20 protein-coding genes are annotated in these 18173 nt (G+C 61.0%); all 20 read right to left on the minus strand.

Annotated features, from left to right (window positions below; genetic code table 11):
- Positions 1 to 45: 45 nt before the first annotated feature.
- The 20 genes from KQP88_RS01950 to KQP88_RS02045 are packed head-to-tail and all read right to left on the minus strand — an operon-like array spanning position 46 to position 18026.
- Positions 46 to 1272, minus strand: coding sequence for a beta-ketoacyl-ACP synthase (locus tag KQP88_RS01950; RefSeq protein ID WP_216704703.1), 1227 nt, complete (start codon positions 1270 to 1272; stop codon positions 46 to 48).
- Complete coding sequence (gene fabG / locus KQP88_RS01955) at positions 1272 to 2000, minus strand: 3-oxoacyl-ACP reductase FabG (protein ID WP_216704704.1); 729 nt, start codon at positions 1998 to 2000, stop codon at positions 1272 to 1274. The genes KQP88_RS01950 and fabG overlap by 1 nt, the downstream gene beginning before the upstream one ends.
- Complete coding sequence (locus KQP88_RS01960; protein WP_216704705.1) at positions 1997 to 2452, minus strand: ApeP family dehydratase; 456 nt, start codon at positions 2450 to 2452, stop codon at positions 1997 to 1999. Before KQP88_RS01960 ends, fabG begins: the two co-directional genes overlap by 4 nt.
- The gene (locus tag KQP88_RS01965) at positions 2449 to 3645 is read right to left on the minus strand and encodes a beta-ketoacyl-[acyl-carrier-protein] synthase family protein (RefSeq protein WP_216704706.1); all 1197 of its coding nucleotides are present in this window, start codon (positions 3643 to 3645) and stop codon (positions 2449 to 2451) included. Before KQP88_RS01965 ends, KQP88_RS01960 begins: the two co-directional genes overlap by 4 nt.
- Positions 3642 to 4124: a hypothetical protein gene (locus tag KQP88_RS01970; protein ID WP_216704707.1), complete on the minus strand. Its 483-nt coding sequence runs from the start codon at positions 4122 to 4124 to the stop codon at positions 3642 to 3644. The genes KQP88_RS01965 and KQP88_RS01970 overlap by 4 nt, the downstream gene beginning before the upstream one ends.
- Positions 4121 to 4855: a class I SAM-dependent methyltransferase gene (locus tag KQP88_RS01975; protein ID WP_025258152.1), complete on the minus strand. Its 735-nt coding sequence runs from the start codon at positions 4853 to 4855 to the stop codon at positions 4121 to 4123. The genes KQP88_RS01970 and KQP88_RS01975 overlap by 4 nt, the downstream gene beginning before the upstream one ends.
- A complete protein-coding gene (locus tag KQP88_RS01980) occupies positions 4852 to 6099 on the minus strand; it encodes an NAD(P)/FAD-dependent oxidoreductase (RefSeq protein WP_216704708.1) in 1248 nt (415 codons plus the stop codon). The genes KQP88_RS01975 and KQP88_RS01980 overlap by 4 nt, the downstream gene beginning before the upstream one ends.
- Complete coding sequence (locus tag KQP88_RS01985) at positions 6086 to 7258, minus strand: cation:proton antiporter (RefSeq protein ID WP_216704709.1); 1173 nt, start codon at positions 7256 to 7258, stop codon at positions 6086 to 6088. Before KQP88_RS01985 ends, KQP88_RS01980 begins: the two co-directional genes overlap by 14 nt.
- Positions 7255 to 9576: an MMPL family transporter gene (locus KQP88_RS01990; protein WP_216704710.1), complete on the minus strand. Its 2322-nt coding sequence runs from the start codon at positions 9574 to 9576 to the stop codon at positions 7255 to 7257. Before KQP88_RS01990 ends, KQP88_RS01985 begins: the two co-directional genes overlap by 4 nt.
- Positions 9560 to 10171: an outer membrane lipoprotein carrier protein LolA gene (locus KQP88_RS01995; RefSeq protein WP_216704711.1), complete on the minus strand. Its 612-nt coding sequence runs from the start codon at positions 10169 to 10171 to the stop codon at positions 9560 to 9562. Before KQP88_RS01995 ends, KQP88_RS01990 begins: the two co-directional genes overlap by 17 nt.
- Entirely contained in the window at positions 10168 to 10593 is a 426-nt protein-coding gene (locus tag KQP88_RS02000; RefSeq protein WP_216704712.1) for an acyl-CoA thioesterase, read from the minus strand. Before KQP88_RS02000 ends, KQP88_RS01995 begins: the two co-directional genes overlap by 4 nt.
- Positions 10583 to 12130, minus strand: coding sequence for an HAL/PAL/TAL family ammonia-lyase (locus tag KQP88_RS02005; RefSeq protein ID WP_216704713.1), 1548 nt, complete (start codon positions 12128 to 12130; stop codon positions 10583 to 10585). The genes KQP88_RS02000 and KQP88_RS02005 overlap by 11 nt, the downstream gene beginning before the upstream one ends.
- Positions 12111 to 13055, minus strand: coding sequence for an LpxL/LpxP family acyltransferase (locus tag KQP88_RS02010; RefSeq protein ID WP_216704714.1), 945 nt, complete (start codon positions 13053 to 13055; stop codon positions 12111 to 12113). The genes KQP88_RS02005 and KQP88_RS02010 overlap by 20 nt, the downstream gene beginning before the upstream one ends.
- Positions 13052 to 13786 carry a glycosyltransferase family 2 protein gene (locus KQP88_RS02015; RefSeq protein ID WP_200993940.1) on the minus strand — a complete coding sequence of 245 codons (735 nt, stop codon included), beginning with the start codon at positions 13784 to 13786 and terminating at the stop codon, positions 13052 to 13054. The genes KQP88_RS02010 and KQP88_RS02015 overlap by 4 nt, the downstream gene beginning before the upstream one ends.
- Positions 13779 to 15467, minus strand: coding sequence for an acyl-CoA synthetase family protein (locus tag KQP88_RS02020; protein ID WP_216705868.1), 1689 nt, complete (start codon positions 15465 to 15467; stop codon positions 13779 to 13781). The genes KQP88_RS02015 and KQP88_RS02020 overlap by 8 nt, the downstream gene beginning before the upstream one ends.
- A 10-nt stretch (positions 15468 to 15477) precedes the next feature.
- A complete protein-coding gene (locus KQP88_RS02025) occupies positions 15478 to 16023 on the minus strand; it encodes a COG4648 family protein (protein WP_216704715.1) in 546 nt (181 codons plus the stop codon).
- The gene (locus KQP88_RS02030) at positions 16020 to 16274 is read right to left on the minus strand and encodes an acyl carrier protein (protein WP_117167185.1); all 255 of its coding nucleotides are present in this window, start codon (positions 16272 to 16274) and stop codon (positions 16020 to 16022) included. The genes KQP88_RS02025 and KQP88_RS02030 overlap by 4 nt, the downstream gene beginning before the upstream one ends.
- A gap of 9 nt (positions 16275 to 16283) precedes the next feature.
- On the minus strand, positions 16284 to 16544 hold the full coding sequence (locus KQP88_RS02035) for a phosphopantetheine-binding protein (protein WP_025258164.1): 261 nt from the start codon (positions 16542 to 16544) through the stop codon (positions 16284 to 16286).
- Positions 16519 to 17331, minus strand: a complete 813-nt coding sequence (locus KQP88_RS02040) for a lysophospholipid acyltransferase family protein (RefSeq protein WP_216704716.1) — start codon at positions 17329 to 17331, stop codon at positions 16519 to 16521. Before KQP88_RS02040 ends, KQP88_RS02035 begins: the two co-directional genes overlap by 26 nt.
- Positions 17307 to 18026 (minus strand): beta-ketoacyl synthase chain length factor, encoded by a 720-nt coding sequence (locus tag KQP88_RS02045; protein ID WP_216704717.1) that lies wholly within the window; start codon positions 18024 to 18026, stop codon positions 17307 to 17309. Before KQP88_RS02045 ends, KQP88_RS02040 begins: the two co-directional genes overlap by 25 nt.
- Positions 18027 to 18173 lie beyond the last annotated feature (147 nt).

An 18173-nucleotide genomic window follows, 5' to 3' on the forward strand; every position in this document is an offset into this window, starting at 1 on the left:
ATGCGGTTGATCAGATTCATTCCCTTTAATCCGTAGGTCGATCTATCAGTGCCAGCGGCGGAAAATCAGCGACGTGTTGACCCCGCCAAATGCAAAGTTGTTGTTCATCACATACTCGTTGCTCATCTGCCGGGGTTCACCCATCAGGTAATCCAGTTCGCCGCATTGCGGGTCGATGCTGTCGAGATTGAGGGTATGGATGTAGCGGTCGCGATTGAGCATTTCGATGCTGAACCATGACTCCAGCGCCCCGCAGGCGCCGAGCGTGTGACCGAAGAAACTCTTCTGCGAGCTGATCGGCATGCGCGGCCCGAAAAGGCTGCTGGTTGCCAGGGTTTCGGCGATATCGCCCTGTTCGGTGGCGGTGCCATGGCCGTTGACGTAACCGACTGCCTCTGGCGGCAGGTTCGCATCTTCCAGAGCCAGTTCCATGGCGCGACGCATGGTGATCTGCTCCGGGCGAGTGCTGTGGGCGCCATCGGCATTGCTGCCGAACCCGACGATTTCCGCATAGATGTGCGCACCTCGTGCCAGCGCATGTTCAAGCTCTTCGAGCACCAGCATGCCGGCACCTTCACCAATCACCAGGCCATCTCGACCGCTGTCGTAAGGCCTTGGGCTGGTGTGTGGTGCGTCGTTTTTCAGGCTGGTGGCGTACAGCGCGTCGAAAACCATGGCTTCGGTAGGGCACAGCTCTTCCGCGCCGCCTGCCAGCATCAGCGGCAAGCGTCCGAACTTGATTGCTTCATAGGCGTAGCCGATGCCCTGGCTGCCGCTGGTGCAGGCACTGGAGGTCGGAATCAGGCGTCCGGTCAGGCCGAAGAAGATGCTGATGTTGGCTGCCGTGGTGTGCGGCATCATCCGCACATAGGAGTTGGCGTTCAGGCCTTCGGCTACGGAGTTGAGCAGCATGTTGCCGAACGCTTTTATGTCGTCGGTGCTGCCGGTTGAGGAGCCGCATGCAGTGCCCATGCGCCCGTCGCGAATGATCGGGTCATTCAGCAAGCCTGCGTCGATCAGGGCTTTTTCCGATGCGCCCACCGCCATGCGCGATACCCGGCCCATGCTGCGCAACTGCTTGCGGGTCCAGTGCTCGGGCACCGCGAAATCATCGACAGGCCCGGCCAGTCGTGTATTGAGTTCGGGGAAACGGTCCCACTCGCCCATGCGCCGGATGCCGCTGCGGTTGGCGGTGAAGTTGGCTTCGATGCTGGCCCAGTCGCTGCCCAGTGAAGTAATGCCGGACATGCCGGTAACGACTACACGCTTCATCAGCACAGGCCTCCGTTGACGGCCAGGACCTGGCGAGTGATGTAGGCGGCCTCAGAGGACATCAGGAAGTTCACCGCACCGGCCACTTCTTCAGGCGTGCCCATGCGCTGTGCCGGGATCATTTTCATCAGTTCGTCCACAGGAACGTTTTCGTCCAGCATTGCTGTATCGATCAGGCCCGGTGCCACGCAGTTGACGGTGATCTTGCGTTTGCCCAGTTCGATTGCCAGAGCTTTGGCTGCACCGATGAGCCCCGCCTTGGACGCGCTGTAATTCACCTGCCCGCGATTGCCGATCAGGCCGGACACCGACGTGATGCACACAATCCTGCCTGCCGCACGACGGCGAATCATCGGCATCATGACCGGGTGCAGCACGTTGTAGAAACCATCGAGGTTGGTGCGCAGCACCTGATCCCAGTCGTCTTCGCTGAGGGCCGGAAAAGCGCCATCGCGAGTCAGGCCGGCGTTGAGCACGACGCCGTAATAGGCGCCATGGGTTTCAACGTCCTCTTCGAGAATCGTCTTGCAGGCGGCGCGGTCGCTCACGTCGAATTGCAGCACGCGGGCCTGGCGTCCCAGCGCGACGATTTCGGCCTGGACAGCTTCTGCTTCACTGCGGCCGCTGCGGCAATGCAGGACCAGGTTATATCCGGCCTGTGCCAGACGCAGTGCAATGGCGCGGCCGATGCCACGGCTGGAGCCGGTGACCAGTATCGATTCAGTCATGCCAGGGCTCCTTCGGTCAGGTATTGGGCGGCGTTGGGTGGGCAATAGACGCTGAGTCGGGCAAAGGCCTGGATGTCCGGGCCGGTCAGGTTGCATTCAAAGACACCCATGCCGCTTTCGTCCTGCAATGAGCGGGTGGCCTGGATCGTCAGTTCGCTGCCAGCCGGGAAATGCCCGACGTTGCATTCGAACTTTCGGCTGCCAAGCAGGAAGCCCAGCTGGACAGGCTCACCCTTGAGGCGTGCCTGACAACCGGCATAGGCTGCAACGCTCTGTGCCATCAGCTCTACGCCGATCCAGGCAGGAAGGCTGCCATCCGGCTGGCTGAACAAGCCATCGGGGCGCACGGTGACGCGGGTCTGGATCTGTTCTTCGTCAAAGCTCAGGACCTGATCGATAAGGATCATGTCGGCAGCATGGGGAATCAACTCGGCGAGCGGCCAATCGATCATGGTGCATCTCCGATAATCAGGCTGATGTTGTTGCCGCCGAAAGCAAAGGAATTGCTCATCATGTAGCGGGAGTCAGTGGGCGCCAGTTGTGCGCCGGGCAGTATCCATTGCAGGGTTGGCAGCAATGGATCGGCCTGGCCGTCCCAAAGATGAGGCGGCAAGGCCCGTTCGCTGTTCTGCGGTGCAAGGCTCAGCCAGCAGAAGGCGACCTCCAGAGCACCGGCTGCGCCGAGAGTATGGCCGCTGAGGGGTTTGGTCGAGGAACACGAAACACCATCGGGGAATACCGCCTGCACGGCCAGGCTTTCCATGGCGTCATTGTGCTGGGTCGCAGTGCCGTGCAGATTAAGATAGCTGATTTGACCGGCAACGAGCCGGGCATTGTCCAGTGCCTGTTGCATGGCTTGTCGTGCGCCACGACCGCTGGGTTCCGGCGCGGAAATATGATGAGCGTCGCAACTGGCGCCAGCGCCCAGCAGGGCGATCGAGTGTGTGCCGCTGGCTTCACGGGTCATGAGGAACAGGACTGCCGCCTCGCCGATATTGATGCCGTCGCGGTTGGCGGAAAAGGGATTGCAGCGCTGTTGCGACACCGCTTCCAGCGCCGAAAAACCATTCAGCGTCAGTTTACACAGGCTGTCCACGCCGCCACACAGGACGGCATCGCACAGACCCATGTCCAGCGCCCGTCGTGCGCTGAGCAAGGCGCGTGCGCTGGAGGTGCAGGCTGTGGAAATCACATAGGCCGGGCCGCGCAGTTCCAGCCAGGACGCCAGGAAGGTCGCCGGTGCGCTCAACTCCTGCTGCTGATAGTCGTAATGCTCGGGGAAGCTCTGGTCGCGCAGCCAGGTCGCCATGCTGTTGCTGGCTTCGTCGATACCCGAGGTGCTGGTCCCCAGAATCACCCCGATACGCTCGGCGCCATAACGCTCGATGGCCTGACGGATATCGCTTTCGATCTGCAGGGCGGCGGTCAGCAACAATTGGTTATTGCGACTGCCTTGTGCGCTCAGTGACGCCGGGATGGGAGCCAGGACATCTTTGATTGCGCCGACCGGCAATACCCGATCGGGCACCCAGCCGTTCTCTGCAACCATCCCCGAACTGTCGGCAGCGAACAGCTTGCGCGACACCTCTTCAGGACCATTGCCCAGGGCACAGATCAGCCCCATGGCATTGAGGTAGGCAGTCATTGTGAAGTCTCGAGATTCAAGGGGGTGATTTCATAACTCAGCCCTTCCTTGAGCTTCAGCGTAAAGACAGTGGCAGAACGGTAGTCAACCCGCCAGCGGTCATTGAGGTGGCGCTGCGTATCCTGACTCTGTGCCGCAGGATAACTGACGGGCAGCTTTTCATTCGGTGTCAGAGCAAAGAGCAGGGCTGCAAACAGTTCGCGAGCTTCCGGGTTCGGTGGCAGCAGACCATCGGCCTGCCACTTGCCCTGAATCAACAACTGGCGCGCCTGGGGAATGCCCAGCGGGTCCATCAAGGACCAGCGCAACCCGGCATTCTCACCCTGGATGATCAGCAGCCAGTCCTGACGCTGATCGGCCTGCTCACGCTGGATATGCAGCTGCATCGGCAACTGCAGCGACGGCATGGCCGCAGGCAGCGGTGCCTGACTGGCACAGCCGCCCAGCAGCAGAAGCACTAAAAACCATGCGCGGATCATGAGGACTCGCCGGTCAGAGGCTTGCGGGCCACGACATTGACCAGGGTTTCTTCGCGTTGCCCGAACGGCTTGGGCTTGAGCAGTTTCAGGCGCTCCAGCAAGCCGAAGTCTTTTGCACGGCTCCACCACAGATACGGGTACGAGACATTATCGGCTTCAAACTCGAAGCCCTGGCCACGAATCATCTCCAGGTACTGCGCTGCGCTTTTCTGCACATGCATGGGGTGGCGAAACAGCCAGCGAATCACCCAGGTGTCGATATAGGCCTCGGTGGATTCGGCGAACAGCAGATAACCGCCCGGTTTGAGCACACGATAGAACTCGGCAATGGCTTTTTCCTGCTCGACCAGATGGTGAAAGGTCTGGTGACAGAACAGCATGTCGACGCTGGCATCCGGCAATTGCAGGGCGGCGCAATCACTGCCGATCAGCTCGATATCGATACCCTGGCGGCGAGCTTCTTCACGGCTCATCTTCAGACTGTGCGGGTCGGCGTCCACACCCAGCAGGCGTGAAGGTGCGAAGACCTGGCGCAGGTACTGGAATGACTTGCCTTGCCCACACCCGGCATCCAGCAGCACCGGTGCTTCAGGTGGCTGGCCGTTGAACAGAGTGCGCAGATCATTGATCGCAACCCGCAGCACGTGATGCTGCCAGGTGTGGCTGCGCAGGAACCAGAAACCGAAACGGGTTTCTTCGACATAGCTGTCGCTCAGGAATGGCTGGTTCATGAGGCGCTGCTCGCACAGAACTCGGCCAGCATCCGCAACCGGCGTTTGGGTTCGCTGACAAAAGGATTGCGTTCATCCCAGGCATAACCGGCCAGGATTGCGCTGATCATGCGACGGATGTCCGGGGTGCTGTCGGGATAGAAAATGACGTCTTGGAAGCTGTTGTCATACCAGCCCTCGACATAGGCGCGGAAGGTATCGACACCACGTTTGAGCGGGATGGCGAATTCGCTTTCCCAGTTCACGCTTTCGCCCTGCAACTGTCGGCTCAGCAGGTTGGCGGCCATGCTTGCCGAGCGCATGGCAATGGTGACGCCGGACGAGAACACCGGATCGAGAAATTCCGCCGCATTGCCCAACAGTGCGAAGCCCGGGCCATGCAGGGTTTTGACGTTGGCCGAATAGCCGCCAATGGTGCGTGCAGGGGTATCCCAGACGGCATTTTTCAGCACCTTCTTGAGCTGTGGCGTTTCATCGACGAAGGCTTGCAGGCAGGCGTCCAGGTCCTGCGGCTTGTCCTTGAAGCGCTCAGCCGATGCAACCACGCCCAGGGAGCAGCGGCCATTGCTGAACGGGATGGTCCAGAACCAGACGTCCCGATGTTCAGGGTGAATGCTGATCAGGATCTTCTCGCGGTCGAAGGGCGGGCTTTCGATATGGTCTTCGATGTGGGTGAACACGGCCTGACGCACCGGGAAGCCGGACGGCGCTTCAAGGTCCAGCAAGCGCGGCAGGACCCGGCCATAACCGCTGGCATCGAGCACGAACAGGGCTTGTATGCTGTATTCGCTGCCGTCTTCGCGACGAACGCTCAGGACCGGTTGCGGGGCGCTGAAGTCGACGTTGATGATTTCCTGCTGATAGCGGATTTCAACACCCTGCAGCGCTGCCTGATCGGCCAGCAGCTTGTCGAACTCGCTGCGCTGGACCTGAAAGGTCGTGGGTTTGCCGTTGCTGAACGTGTCACCGAAATCGAAATCGCTGTACTGATCACCGACAGCAAAGGCCGCGCCGTTTTTCTTCTGGAATCCGGCCGCTTCAACCGCTTCGAGCATGCCGGCTTCTTCCACGAAGTCCAGGCAATGGGAGAGCAGGCTTTCGCCAATCGAGAAGCGTGGAAACAGCTGGCGCTCGATGATCAGAACATCGTGGCCCTTGCGTTTGAGCAACGCGGCGGCAATCGCCCCGGCAGGGCCTGCACCAATGACGACAACCTGCCGATTTTCCATGTCAGTGAGGGGCACAAGAGTTCCTTATCGGTTGGTCGGTGTTAATTGGGGACGGCAACGGTTTGCGACCCATGCCGGTCAGGGCAGGCATGAGCGTCGCCAGCAGGCTCATCACCATCAGCGCGAAATACAGCGCCGGACTGATGAGCTGCTGTTGCAGCAGAAGATTGAGAAAGACGATTTCGCTCAGCCCGCGGATATTCAGCAATACGCTTTCGCGCCAGCGACTTGCGCCTGCAAAGGAAGGTGGAGCCCAGCGCAGACCGATCCAGTTTCCCAGCATCTTGCTGCCGATGGGCACGATGATCAGTGCGGCCAGTTGCAGCCCGCTCAGGGTGCTCATGGCGCTGTGAATGTCGATTTGCACAATGCCGAAGGTCAGCAGCAACGGGATCGCCAACTGGTTCTGCAAGCGTCTGAACAGGGCCGCAGGCAGCGGCAGCTTCCAGGTTTGCCCAAGGCGTGACATGCATAGCAGATAGCCAATGCCGAAGATCAGCGCGTTAAGTCTGTAGTGCTCGGCTACCACCAGCATGAAAAAGAACGTCACGCTGTAGAGGAACGGCTGGCGCAGGCCCAGCAGGCGGAACAGCAAGGGAATGCAGGCGCCTGTCAGCGGCAGTAAAAGGCTGGCGGGTTTCAGGCTGCCCTGGCCCAGGGCGAACAGGCTCCAGCAGGCCAGATCGATAAGGATCGCGGTTTGCACCAGACGGCGTATGGCCTGAGGCGGGTAGCCGATGTGTTGCAGATAGAGATAAAGCACCGGAATCGCGGTGATTGCGAACACCAGTCCGATTGCCAGCGAACCGAGCCAGGATTGATCCGGCAGCAGCCATAGCGCACAGCCCAGCCCTGCGATGAAGGGCACCAGAAAGCTGGGGACCGCAACTTTCAGGCTCTGGCGGTCCAGTCTGGCGTCGATCACATCGCTGAGGATATGCCCCAGGACTATCGCGAAGGCCATACCGTACAAGGTCTTGAGCCAGACCGGCGACACCAGTTGCGTGCCGCTCAGTTGCCAGCTCGGTTCGATCCAGAACAGCATCAGCAGGGGTAAGCCAAAGGTCGCCAGCAGCAACTGACTGACGATGGGAATCAGCCCCAGCCGTTGGCCCGCCCAGGTTGCCAGGGCAAAGGCCAATAGCGCCATCAGCCAGAACAGAAGGATCATCACGGGCGATGCTCCTTTTTCGGACTTGCCCAGGGCGCAAGGATGAAGCTGAAAGCCAGCCCAAGGCTGACGGACAGCCCGAAATTGCTGATGGCCGGGGTGCTGGAGATCGCCAGCAGGCCAAATGAAAGCCAGGTGGTGATGGCGGCCAGCAAGGTGCCCAGCAGGCTGACGGCAGCGCCGCCGATCTGCTCGCGCATGAGAATGGCGTAATCGACACTGATCGCCGTCACCAGCAGCAGGCCGAACAGGCTGAACAGGGTCAGCGGCTGTCCGAGCCAGCCCAGGCTTGCCAGACTGCACAGGGCCGCCAGCAAGGGCAGGGCGACAATTCGCAGGGCACCGCCCAGGCCGAACGGCAGCACCAGCAACAGGACGATCAGCACGCAGGAAAGCAGTTTCAGTTCGGCGGCGCTGATCTGGGTGGCGGCGAATACGCTGTTGAGTTCGCCCAGGCGATCCACCAGTTGTACACCTTCCAGCCCTTGCGCCTGGGTCTTCAGCAGAGCGGGATCGTTCAGGCCTCGCAAACTTACGATGCCGGCCACGCCGTCATCGTTCTGGCCGAGCCAGAGCGTGCGCCAGGGTTCGCTGAGTGGTCCGGTGAGGGCGAGGTCGATACTTTGTGAGGGCAGCGCTTGCAGTCGAGCCAGCTCGGCCTGCAATGCGCTGGCCGGCACGCCCAGTTGGACCAGAGGCTGCCAAAGCGGCTCCAGTCGGGAGAGTGCAGTGCGTGTGGCTTGCTGGTCGGCGGGCGATGCGACCAGTTGATTGAGCGCCATGTAGCCCTGCAGCTTGCCGACATTGACCAGTTGTTCCAGTCGCTGGGTGAGTGCCGACTGGCGCTCCAGCAACTGCTGCTCATCCTTGCCTCGAACCAGAAAGAACTGGCTGGTGGGCTGGTAGCCGGTAATGCGGGCGATGGCCTGGGCTTCGTCTGTCAGTGCCTGAGGCGCGGAAACCCATTGGCGGATATCGTTTCGAGTGGTCAGTTGCCACAAGCCTGTCGCGCAGAACGCTAGCAGCACTGCCAGCAGGACGGGGGTACTGATGCGTTGCAGCAAGGCGTCCCGGCAATCGAGCAGGTGTTGAGCCAGGGCCAGAGGCCATTGCGCGGGATGGATTTCGACCTTGGCGAGCAACGCAGGCAGCAGGCAAACCGCTGTCAGATAAGCCCCGATCAGACCGGCAGCCGAGAACACGGCGATTTGCGTCAAAGCTGGGAATGGCGTCCAGGCCAGGGCCAGATAGCCAATACAACTGGTGATCAGGCTCAGGCTCAGGCCGGGCAATGTCAGGCGCAAGGCAGGCCAGCTTCGCCAGGGTTTCAGGCTCCAGCTTTTGGACAGATAGTGCAGCGGGTAGTCCACGGCTACGCCGATGAGGCTTGAGCCGAGCACCAGCGTCATGACATGCATGCTGCCAAAAAACGCCACGCAGGCCACGGCACCGAACAGCATGCCGACCAGCACCGGCACGAATGCCAGAAGCACTTTCCAGCGACGGAACGCCAGCAACAGCAGCAACAGAATGCCCACCGTCGCACCGCCACCTACCCAGGTGATTTCCCGGCTGGCCTGTTTCTGGCCATTGGCGGCATACAACAGGCCGCTGGCTGCCAGTAACTGGCCGTCGACCTGTCTAGCCTGTTCGCGAGCAGCATCCAGGAGGTTCGCGACCTGGGTGGGCAGGTGCATGTCGAATGCGTCGCTGCGAGTGCGTGAGCGCAGCAATACCCAGCTTTTGTCATCGGCCACGGCAACCAAGGCGCCGCTGGCCAGATCCGGCTGGACCGAGCCCTGTTTCGGCAGCCCGTTCTGAATGCGTCCGGTCAGGCCCAGCCAGTCGTCCTGACTTGCGACCAGACTGAATCCGGCAAATGGATCGAACAGGCTTTGTACGCGCTGGTCGATGAAGGCCTGTGGATCGTTGATCAGCAGGTTGCGGTCTGCACTGGGCAACATTGCCAGTCGACCTTGCAAAAGCTGATTACGCAAGGCTGGCAGGTCCGCTTGCAGCGACCATTGCACCTTCTCGAACAGTCCGCTGGCTTGCCATTGCTCGCTCAACTGGCGTGCCAGCTCGATGGCCTGTTGTCGGTCGGCATGTCCGACCAGTACCAGCATTTCCCGGTTGAGCGGCTCCTGCATGCGTTGCTCGGCACGCAGTACCAGGGCATCGGTGTTGGTGCCGGGGACCAGCTCCATGAGGTTGGCCGACAGCGGCGAGCGGTCATGCCACTGCCACCCGGCCAGGGCCAGAACGCCCGCCAGGATCAGCAGGAACAGGCGCGGCAACAAGCGTTCAGTTGCTGAAGTCATTGCGCTGCACGTCGGTCAGGGCCTGGGAGCTGCTGCTGTCGAGCATTTTCAGAACAGTGCTGTCGCCCTGGGTTTCCAGCAATTCGATACGGTTGACCAGTTCGCCGCCGTCGATATTGATCTGCTTGAAGACCTGTTGTAGCAGCAGCGAACGTGGGATGAGGGTGAGGTGCCAGGCCTGGGCGTCGCCTTTCAATTGCAGCTCGAAGTCCCGTTGCAGACCGCTGCTGTCGCCTTGCAATACGGCGAGAAAAAGACGGTTCTGTTCGGCCCCCGCGCTCTTGCCCGGCAGGAGTTTCCAGGGGCCGCTGCCCGGTGCTTCGCGGCGAGCGATACCGGCTGGCGTGATGCGGTAATCCTGTTTCAGCGGTGTTTCCAGCAACCAGAGCAGCCCGAACTCTCTGGACAGGACAAACCGGCCTTTGCTGAGCAGGGGTTGCGGCAGGGCGCGCAGGTGTTTTTCCTGAACGAAGTTGCCCTGTACCACCGCTGGCCTGGCCAGTTGATCGCTCAATTGCTGCAGATCGAATGCCTGAGCCAGTGACGGCAGGCATATCAGGCCAAGCAGGCACAAAGCCCGGAGCGCACGGTTCATGGCAGGACCTTCTGGACGGCATCGATAAAGACTTGAGGGGAAGCCAGTTGCATCTCGCGGCTTTCCCGACTCACGGCGACCTGAACCGTACTGGCGCGGGTCATGCGTTCTCCGGTGGTGGCGTCGGTGATCAGATAGTTGATCTTCAGACGGTTTTCCCACTCCACCAGACTGGCGCGCACGATCAGTTTCTGGCCGAACACGGCACCACGCATGTAGCGCAGTTGCAGGTCGATCACGGGCCAGCCGTAGCCGGACTCCAGCATGTGGGTGTAGTTGTGGCCGATATGATCCAGCAACGCACAGCGAGCGACTTCCAGGTATTTGACGTAATGGCCGTGCCAGACGATGTTCATCATGTCGACATCGAAAAACGGCACCGTCACTTCTGTGTCGACGTGAATGAATCCCTTACTGCGCATGCAACCTCCAGTGGCGGTTGGCGATGCGATTCAGGCACAGGCGCAGTTCGGCTTCCAGGGCGCGATCCTCTATGACGGGCGGGAAATCCTGAGCCAGTTGCTCGTGCATGGCGGCCAGTGCCGGTGGCAATGGACGTGCGTCATCTGCCCGGCTGCGCAGCCAGACGCCTTGATTGGCGGCGATCAGCGTGGCGGCGGCGACCTGTTCGGTCAGTTCCAGAACGCGAATGGCATCCCGGGCCGCAATCGTGCCCATGCTGACCTTGTCCTGGTTGTGACATTCGGTCGAACGCGAGAACACGCTGGCGGGCATGGTATTTTTCAGGGCTTCTGCGGTCCAGGCGCTGGCACCGATCTGCACGGCCTTGAAGCCGTGATTGAGCATGGCTCGCTCACTGCTGGCACCGGAGAGGTTGCTCGGCAGGCCATGGTTGTAGCGCGTGTCCACCAGCAGGGCCAGTTGCCGGTCCAGCAGGTCTGCGACGTTGGCGACCAGGGTTTTCAGGCTGTCCATGGCAAAGGCGATATGCCCGCCGTAGAAGTGCCCGCCATGCAGGACGCGCTCGGCTTCGGCATCGATGATCGGGTTGTCGTTGGCGCTGTTGAGTTCGATCTCGATGAACGAACGCAACCAGTTCAGGCTGTCTGCCAGCACGCCCAGCACATGGGGAGCGCAACGCAGCGAGTAGCGATCCTGCAGACGATGCAGCGGCGCGGTCGGCGCATCAATGGCCAGATCCTGACGCAACCAGGCGGCGACCTGAGTCTGGCCAGGATGAGGCTTGGCGGCAAACAGGCGCTCGTCGAAATGCTCCGGGTTGCCTTGCAGCGCCACGACATTCAGGGCCGTGATGCGGGTTGCCAGTTGCAGCAGGTAGTCGGCGCGGGCGAACGCCAGGCAGGCCAGGCCGGTCATGACGGCGGTGCCGTTCATCAGTGCCAGCGCTTCCTTGGGCCTGAGCTGGAGCGGTTCCCAGCCCAGCTCGCGATGCACATCGCTGGCCTGGCGTCGCTCGCCACGGAACATGACTTCACGCTCGCCGGACAGGGTGGCTGCCACATAGGAAAGGGGTGTCAGGTCGCCGCTGGCGCCTACCGAGCCCTCTTCCGGGATCAGCGGCAGGACGTCGTGCTCGATGAACGCCTGAAGGCGCTCCAGCAGTTCGACGCGCACGCCGGAAACCCCGTGACACAACGATTGCAGGCGCGCTGCCAGGACCGCACGGGTAGCCTGAGCATCCAGCAGCTTGCCCAGGCCGCAGCCATGGAAGGTGTACAAGTGTCGTGGCAGGGCCTCGACATGCTGCAACGGCACGGCGACCACGCAGGAGTCACCGTAACCGGTGGTGACGCCGTAGATCACGCCTTCCTTGTCCAGCAGGGAATCAAGGAACTGCGCGCCTTTGGCGATGCGCTCCCGAAAGGCACTGTCGTTCTGCAGAGCCGTCGGGGCCTGGCGATTGGCCAAGGCCAGAACGTCCTCGATGCGCAGTGCGCGTTCGCCAAACATGACCGTGTCAGGAGCTTGATTCGTCATCGGACTTCCAGAAAGGGTAGAAATTGAACCACTGTTGCGGAGCCTCCAGGCAATAGTGCCCAAGACGTTCGGCATAGCGGCTGGCCCAATGGGCAATCACTTCGGCGCGGTCGCTGCGGCGCCATTGAATGGCATCGGTGAAGGGTTCGAGAATCACTCGGTAACCCTTCGGGCCCTTGAGGCAGAAAAACAGATTGACCGGGCATTTGAGCAGCCCGGCCAGCAGCCACGGGCCCTGGGGAAAACTTGCCGCGTGGCCGAGGAAATCGGCCTGCACGTTGCGCCCGCCATGCAGGGTGACGCGATCCCCGGCAATGGCCAGCCACTCGCCTTTGTCCAGGCGCTGACTCAGTTGCAGCATGATTGCTGGGTCCAGTTCGCTGACCTGGATCAGGCGCAGGTTGGTGGCACCGGCCTGCCCCAGCAGGCGGTTGAAGCGTTCGGCGTGCTTGGTATGCACCAGCACATTCATGGTGACCTTTTCGCCCAGTTCGGCCAGCGCCCGGCAGACTTCAAGGTTGCCCAGATGCGCCCCGACCAGGAGCTGCCCACGTTCACCCCGCAGTTGATCGCGAAGAAGCGCGGGGTCGACGATTTCAATCTGTTCGATCCCGAGCTTGCCGTTCCAGACATCGAGTTTGTCCAGCAAGGCATCGGCAAAGGCCATGAACTGGCCAAAAACCCGCCAATGCGTGGGGCGCAATTCAGGTTTGCCGCTCCAGTCCGCCAGCCGTTGCTGATATTCCCGGATGCTGCGGCGAGCCCGGCGACCAAACAGGAAGAAGTACAGAACGATGCCGTACAGCACCGGGCTGAGCACACGCCGACCCAGCACACGTACGCCCCAGGCGGTGAGCTTCATCAACAGGAAGCTGCCGCGCTCTTCGTGGTGAGCCCAGTGCTGTTTTTGCGGGCTGTCGCTCATGGTTTCAACCGCCGCCACAGGATCAATGGCAGACGCAGCAGCATGCCGAAGAACAGCCGGGTGTGCATTTGCGAAATCAGCGCGTTGTCATGGAACAGACGGAAGTGAGACAGCCCGTCCTGGGGGTAGTGAACCCGAGTCGGCAGCCAGCGCATCGGCTGCTTGCGCCATGAGAGGCGCACCAGGATTTCAGGGTCGAAGTCCATGCGTTTGCCGACGTGTACCGAGTCGATCAGTTTCAGGACCGGTGGCAATGGATAAACCCGGAAGCCGCACATCGAGTCGCGAATCTGCAATGACAGGCTGTTGATCCAGACCCATACATGAGTCAGGTAGCGGGCATACAGCCGACCTTTCGGAACGCTGGCGTCATACTCGGGATAGCCGCAGATGATCGCCTCGGGGTAGAGGCGCGAGTTGTCCAGAAAGACAGCGACATCGCTCAGGTCATGCTGGCCATCGGCATCGACTTGCAGCGCGTGGCTGAAACCCAGTCGCGAGGCCTCCCGCAGCCCGGCCATGACCGCGCCGCCTTTGCCCTGGTTGACCGGCAGGGTGACCAGAAAAACCTGATCGTTTTCCGCCAGCGATTGCAGCACCGCCGCACAGCCCGGGCTGCTGGCATCGTCGACCAGTACGCATGGCAACCCGGCTGCCCGCAGTGCCTTGACGACATCGGGCACGGCCAGCTCATGATCGAACACCGGGATAACGGCGCAGGGGTTATGCATCTTGGCTGGCCTTCAAGAGAATTCTGCCGCTGGAGCAGGGAGCGTTGTCGGTGTTGGTGAAGGCGAAGTACAGCTTGGAGCGCTCACTGTCGAAGCGCAGGGTCAGCTTGATCTGGTCGCCCGGGCGCACCAGTTGCTGGAACTTGAGCACTTCCATGCCGGCGAAAACAGGCGGCACTTCCAGCAGTTGCTGGGCCAGATGCATTGCCCACTCGACCTGCACCACGCCTGGCAACACCGGGATCCTGGGGAAGTGCCCGCTGAAATACGCCAGGTCCGGCGGAACCAGCAGGTCCAGGTGCAATTCAGCGTCGACGGTTTGCTGTTCCAGCAGTTCCGGTTTCTTGGGGCGCGGTGCCAGAAGCAGCGCCTGGACTTGTGCCTGCGGCAGCTTGCCTTGGGCGTTGAATGGCAGTTGCCGCAGCATGCGCCAGCGACGGGGCAGGGCAATGGCCTCGCAATGGGCGCTCAGGTGCTGGCGAAGGCTCTTGGTCAGGGCACGTCGACCCTGGTTGCGTAGCGCATGCATCCCGTTCTGGCTCAACACAATCAAGGCACCCAGCGATGCCCGGCTTTCCTGAACGACTCCCAGGCGCGCTTCGTTGATCCACTCATGGCTCATGAGGGCTTCTTCCAGAAGCGGCAGGGAAATGCGTTTTTCTTCAAGTTTGACGATGCGGTCCAGGCGACCCAGCAGCTCGAACCGGCCATCTTCATCGATACGGGCAGCATCGGCAGTCTGTTCGACATGATCGGCGGGCATGTAGGGCGAGCGAATACACAGCGCACCGTCGCTGTTCTGACTCAGTTGCACGCCATCGAACGCCTGCCAGAGGCTTTCGCCCTGACGCCAGGCGATCCCGCCGGTTTCGGAGCTGCCGAGAATTTCGGTGGGCCATTGCCCCAGACGTTGCTGCAGGCTCTGAGCGGCATCGGCGGGCAATGCGCCGCCTGATGAAAACACCCGGCGTACGGCGCTCAGGCTGGACCAGTCCAGGTTGTCGCCCATTCGCTTGAGCAATGCGGGGCTGGCGACCCAGGCAAAAGCCGGGTATTCGCGGCTGGCGCGTTGCAGGTCCTCCGGGAAAGGCAATTGTTTGCGTACGAACGGGCGAGCAGCGCACAAAGGCCACAGCACGCGAAACAACAAGCCATAGATATGTTGCGATGCCACGCTGCCGATGATGCAGGCCGAACCCAGTTTCTCACCCCAGAGCTGTTCCAGCGCCTGGACTTCATTGGCCAGTTGCCTGAGGCGCTTTTCGATCAGTTTGGGTTCGCCACTTGAGCCCGACGTACACAGGCTCAGGCGACATTCGTCCAGATCCAGTGCCATGGGTGCAAGCGGTGCGGCATCCTGCAACTGCTGCGGCTTTGTATCGCCAGCCTGATCGGTCAGCCACATGTCCACATGCTTTGCCCAGCGCTGGCGGGTCTGGCCCTGCAGGTCGGCAGGCAGCAAGACTTCCACACCAGCGCGCCAGGCACCGAGCAGCGCAATGGACAGATCGCCAGCGTCCTCAAGGTGGACGGCCAGTCGCTTGATGTTCCGGGCTTGCAAACCGGCAGCCAGACGTAGTGCCTGCTCACAGAACTGAGCATGATCGAGGGCGGGTTCTTTTGTCAGCAGTCGATCCTTCGAGGGTTCGAGCAGCAGGTTTTCGAGGTTTAACCAGTTCATGCGATCCATTTCATGCTCCGCCTCGAACACGTCGGCGGACTATCAATTCGCCTGCGAACAGCAGGCCCATCAGTCCATAGGAAATCAGGCCGGTATACAGCGCCCACCAGGACAGGGGAGCCCACAGTGTCAGGGCTGCTGTCATCAGACCGTTGCCCAGAAAGAACACACACCAGGCCTTGGTGACCTGGCGCGTATAGCGGACGGCGACTTCGGGTAATTCCGGCTCTTTCAGGCGTGCCAGTCGTTCCACCAAAGGCATGCCATACATCAGGCTCGAGCCGAACAGGCACAACATGAACAGGCTGATGAGCACCGGATACCAGCGCAGCAGAAGCGGGCTGTCCAGCACGCCCAGCAACAGGCAGAACGCAATCGCCGCTGTCGCCATGGCCAGAGTGCCCGCCTGTCTTTCGCCCGTCAGTGCGCGCATCAGCCACAGGCTGCCCAGCAACAGCGCGAACTGCCAGGGCGCGAAATGCTCCGTGCCCCAGTAAACGGCAAACGGGTAGAGCACACCGATCAGTAGCAGACCGGGGCCGATCAGCCGTTTCATTCCGCCGGGTTGGCCATGCGATAGACGGCTTCGACTACATCGTTGACCGTTCTTACCGACTTGAACTCTTCGGCGGCGATTTTCTTGCCGGTCTTGCGCTTGATGTGATCGATCAGGTCTACGGCATCGATGCTGTCGATTTCCAGATCCTGATACAGGTTGGCTTGCAGGGTGACGCGCTCCGGCTCAAGCTCGAACAACTCGACCATGGACGCACGCAGGGTCTCGAAAATGTCTTCGCGGGTTTGCATGTTCAGTCCTCAGGCCGATTGTCTGGCGCTGACGAAGGCCGCAAGGCTGTCTACGCAAGTGAAGTGATTGCGAGTGTCTTTTGCATCGGCATCGATCTTGATGCCGTAGCGCTTCTGAATCGCCAGCCCCAGTTCCAGCGCATCGACCGAATCCAGTCCCAGGCCTTCGCCAAAGAGAATCTGGTCGTTGCCTATGTCGTGTGGGGTGATGTCTTCGAGGCCCAGGGCATCGATGATCAGTTGCTTAATGTCCCGGTGTAGATCGCTCATCTATGGCGAGCTCCTTGATGAAATACGCATGCAGGTAATCGTTGAGTTTGCGCGACGCCAGCGGCGGCGGGCCAAGTGCAGCAAAGCTGTTTGGGTCGATGTCTTCGCCGACGCGCAGGGTGAAATGCACGCGGCGTTGGGGGATCCGGTACCAGGGCTCGGCCTTGGTCAGGGTGCTCGGGCTGACCTGGATGATGACCGGGGTAATCATGCTGGCGCCGCGCAGGGCAATGGCGGCTGCACCTCTGTGAAAGGCGGGTGCCATGCCCGGCTGGGTCCGGGTACCTTCCGGAAAAATGATCAGGGTCTGGCCTGTCTGCAGGCGGTCGACGGCCGCGTCGAGCATGTCCATGCTGCCGTCGTTGCTGATGTAACCGGTGGAGCGCACGGGGCCGCGAGTGCAGGGGTTGTCCCACAGGCTTCGCTTGACCACGCAATTGGCATCGCGCACCAGCCCGATCAGGAACACCACATCGATCAGCGAAGGATGGTTGGCGATGATCATCTGCCCTGGACGGCCCAGGCGTTCGGCACCTTGTACGTCGTAGGTCAGGACACCCATTCGCGCCATGATGCGGATAAACAGCCAGAACAGACGGCTGATGGTGCGGCGTGCACGACGCTGATGGCTGGCCTTGTCCCCTGGCAGGCAACCCAGCAACGGAAAAACGAACAGGCGCAGGCACAGCCCGCTCAACCCGAACAGGACAAAACTGATTCCGGTAGCCAGCAGGCGCCAGTAGTAGGCATCCCGGCCTTTCTTCAGAGGTTGCGTTGCCAGTTCCATAACCGGTTATTCCAGAGATGTTGGCAAACGGATTGGTTGGTGTTCAGAGCGCGTAACAGATTCAGGGCATGAGGCCATTGGCTTCGCTCGGCGGTCTGGGTATCGCCACCCAGAGACAGCTGCCACTCATCGCCCTGTGTCAGCAGCAGGCCAACGGCATAGGGGAAGGGCACGTCATCGATCCATTGGGCATAGGCTTGCGGCGGTTGCTCTTCGGTCACCACTACCAGCACGGCCTTGCTGCCTTCGGCCAACAGCGTGACTGCTTCGAAAATCCCGTGTTCCAGGCCGTCGCCTGCCGCGGCCAGGGCGGTCATTTCGCAGGTTTCTCCGCGCATGATCGACCACAGTCCAATCACCGCGTTGTGCACGGAAAGGCTGAATTGTGTGGGAGATAGCGGCTCGTTTGCCGCAAGGTCACGCAATATGTCAAAGGTGCGGGGCGTTTCCCCATGGCGCGACACGAATACCAGAGGCAGGCGCTCGTGGCCTTCAGCCAATGGCCAGCCCACCGTAAATGCCATGCGCGCCATTCTGCTCAGGCGTCTGCGCTGCATGGCGGGAAGGAAAGAGACGTCGGGGGCCGCATCGCTGCTTTGTAAAAGCGTCGGATTGCGGCTCCACTGCTGCCAGTCGTCGACGCTTGTCAGGCCTGGGGCCCAGGCACGCCATTGTGCGATGTTGAATGTAATCACAACTTTTCTTCCCGCCCCTGCGGGCTACTTCTTGTTGCTGCTTCAGGCGAGCGACAGCAGTCTTGATATGTAATTCCGACTGATTGCGCGCATTATCCTGATGGCCCGTATGAGTAGCAAATTTGTTACACATTATTTGTTTGCAAA

The organism is Pseudomonas lijiangensis, assembly GCF_018968705.1.
GTDB lineage: Bacteria > Pseudomonadota > Gammaproteobacteria > Pseudomonadales > Pseudomonadaceae > Aquipseudomonas > Aquipseudomonas lijiangensis.

What these genes read in the sequence shown, in the direction of transcription:
- KQP88_RS02020 (WP_216705868.1), bottom strand. Translation starts at nt 15,467, where the DNA reads ATGAACTGGTTAAACCTCGAAAACCTGCTGCTCGAACCCTCGAAGGAT.
- KQP88_RS02015 (WP_200993940.1), bottom strand. Translation starts at nt 13,786, where the DNA reads ATGCATAACCCCTGCGCCGTTATCCCGGTGTTCGATCATGAGCTGGCC.
- KQP88_RS02005 (WP_216704713.1), bottom strand. Translation starts at nt 12,130, where the DNA reads ATGACGAATCAAGCTCCTGACACGGTCATGTTTGGCGAACGCGCACTG.
- KQP88_RS02035 (WP_025258164.1), bottom strand. Translation starts at nt 16,544, where the DNA reads ATGAGCGATCTACACCGGGACATTAAGCAACTGATCATCGATGCCCTG.
- KQP88_RS01990 (WP_216704710.1), bottom strand. Translation starts at nt 9,576, where the DNA reads ATGACTTCAGCAACTGAACGCTTGTTGCCGCGCCTGTTCCTGCTGATC.
- KQP88_RS02030 (WP_117167185.1), bottom strand. Translation starts at nt 16,274, where the DNA reads ATGCAAACCCGCGAAGACATTTTCGAGACCCTGCGTGCGTCCATGGTC.
- KQP88_RS01970 (WP_216704707.1), bottom strand. Translation starts at nt 4,124, where the DNA reads ATGATCCGCGCATGGTTTTTAGTGCTTCTGCTGCTGGGCGGCTGTGCC.
- KQP88_RS01975 (WP_025258152.1), bottom strand. Translation starts at nt 4,855, where the DNA reads ATGAACCAGCCATTCCTGAGCGACAGCTATGTCGAAGAAACCCGTTTC.
- KQP88_RS01950 (WP_216704703.1), bottom strand. Translation starts at nt 1,272, where the DNA reads ATGAAGCGTGTAGTCGTTACCGGCATGTCCGGCATTACTTCACTGGGC.
- KQP88_RS01965 (WP_216704706.1), bottom strand. Translation starts at nt 3,645, where the DNA reads ATGACTGCCTACCTCAATGCCATGGGGCTGATCTGTGCCCTGGGCAAT.
- KQP88_RS02025 (WP_216704715.1), bottom strand. Translation starts at nt 16,023, where the DNA reads ATGAAACGGCTGATCGGCCCCGGTCTGCTACTGATCGGTGTGCTCTAC.
- KQP88_RS01995 (WP_216704711.1), bottom strand. Translation starts at nt 10,171, where the DNA reads ATGAACCGTGCGCTCCGGGCTTTGTGCCTGCTTGGCCTGATATGCCTG.
- KQP88_RS01960 (WP_216704705.1), bottom strand. Translation starts at nt 2,452, where the DNA reads ATGATCGATTGGCCGCTCGCCGAGTTGATTCCCCATGCTGCCGACATG.
- KQP88_RS02010 (WP_216704714.1), bottom strand. Translation starts at nt 13,055, where the DNA reads ATGAGCGACAGCCCGCAAAAACAGCACTGGGCTCACCACGAAGAGCGC.
- fabG (WP_216704704.1), bottom strand. Translation starts at nt 2,000, where the DNA reads ATGACTGAATCGATACTGGTCACCGGCTCCAGCCGTGGCATCGGCCGC.
- KQP88_RS02040 (WP_216704716.1), bottom strand. Translation starts at nt 17,331, where the DNA reads ATGGAACTGGCAACGCAACCTCTGAAGAAAGGCCGGGATGCCTACTAC.
- KQP88_RS02000 (WP_216704712.1), bottom strand. Translation starts at nt 10,593, where the DNA reads ATGCGCAGTAAGGGATTCATTCACGTCGACACAGAAGTGACGGTGCCG.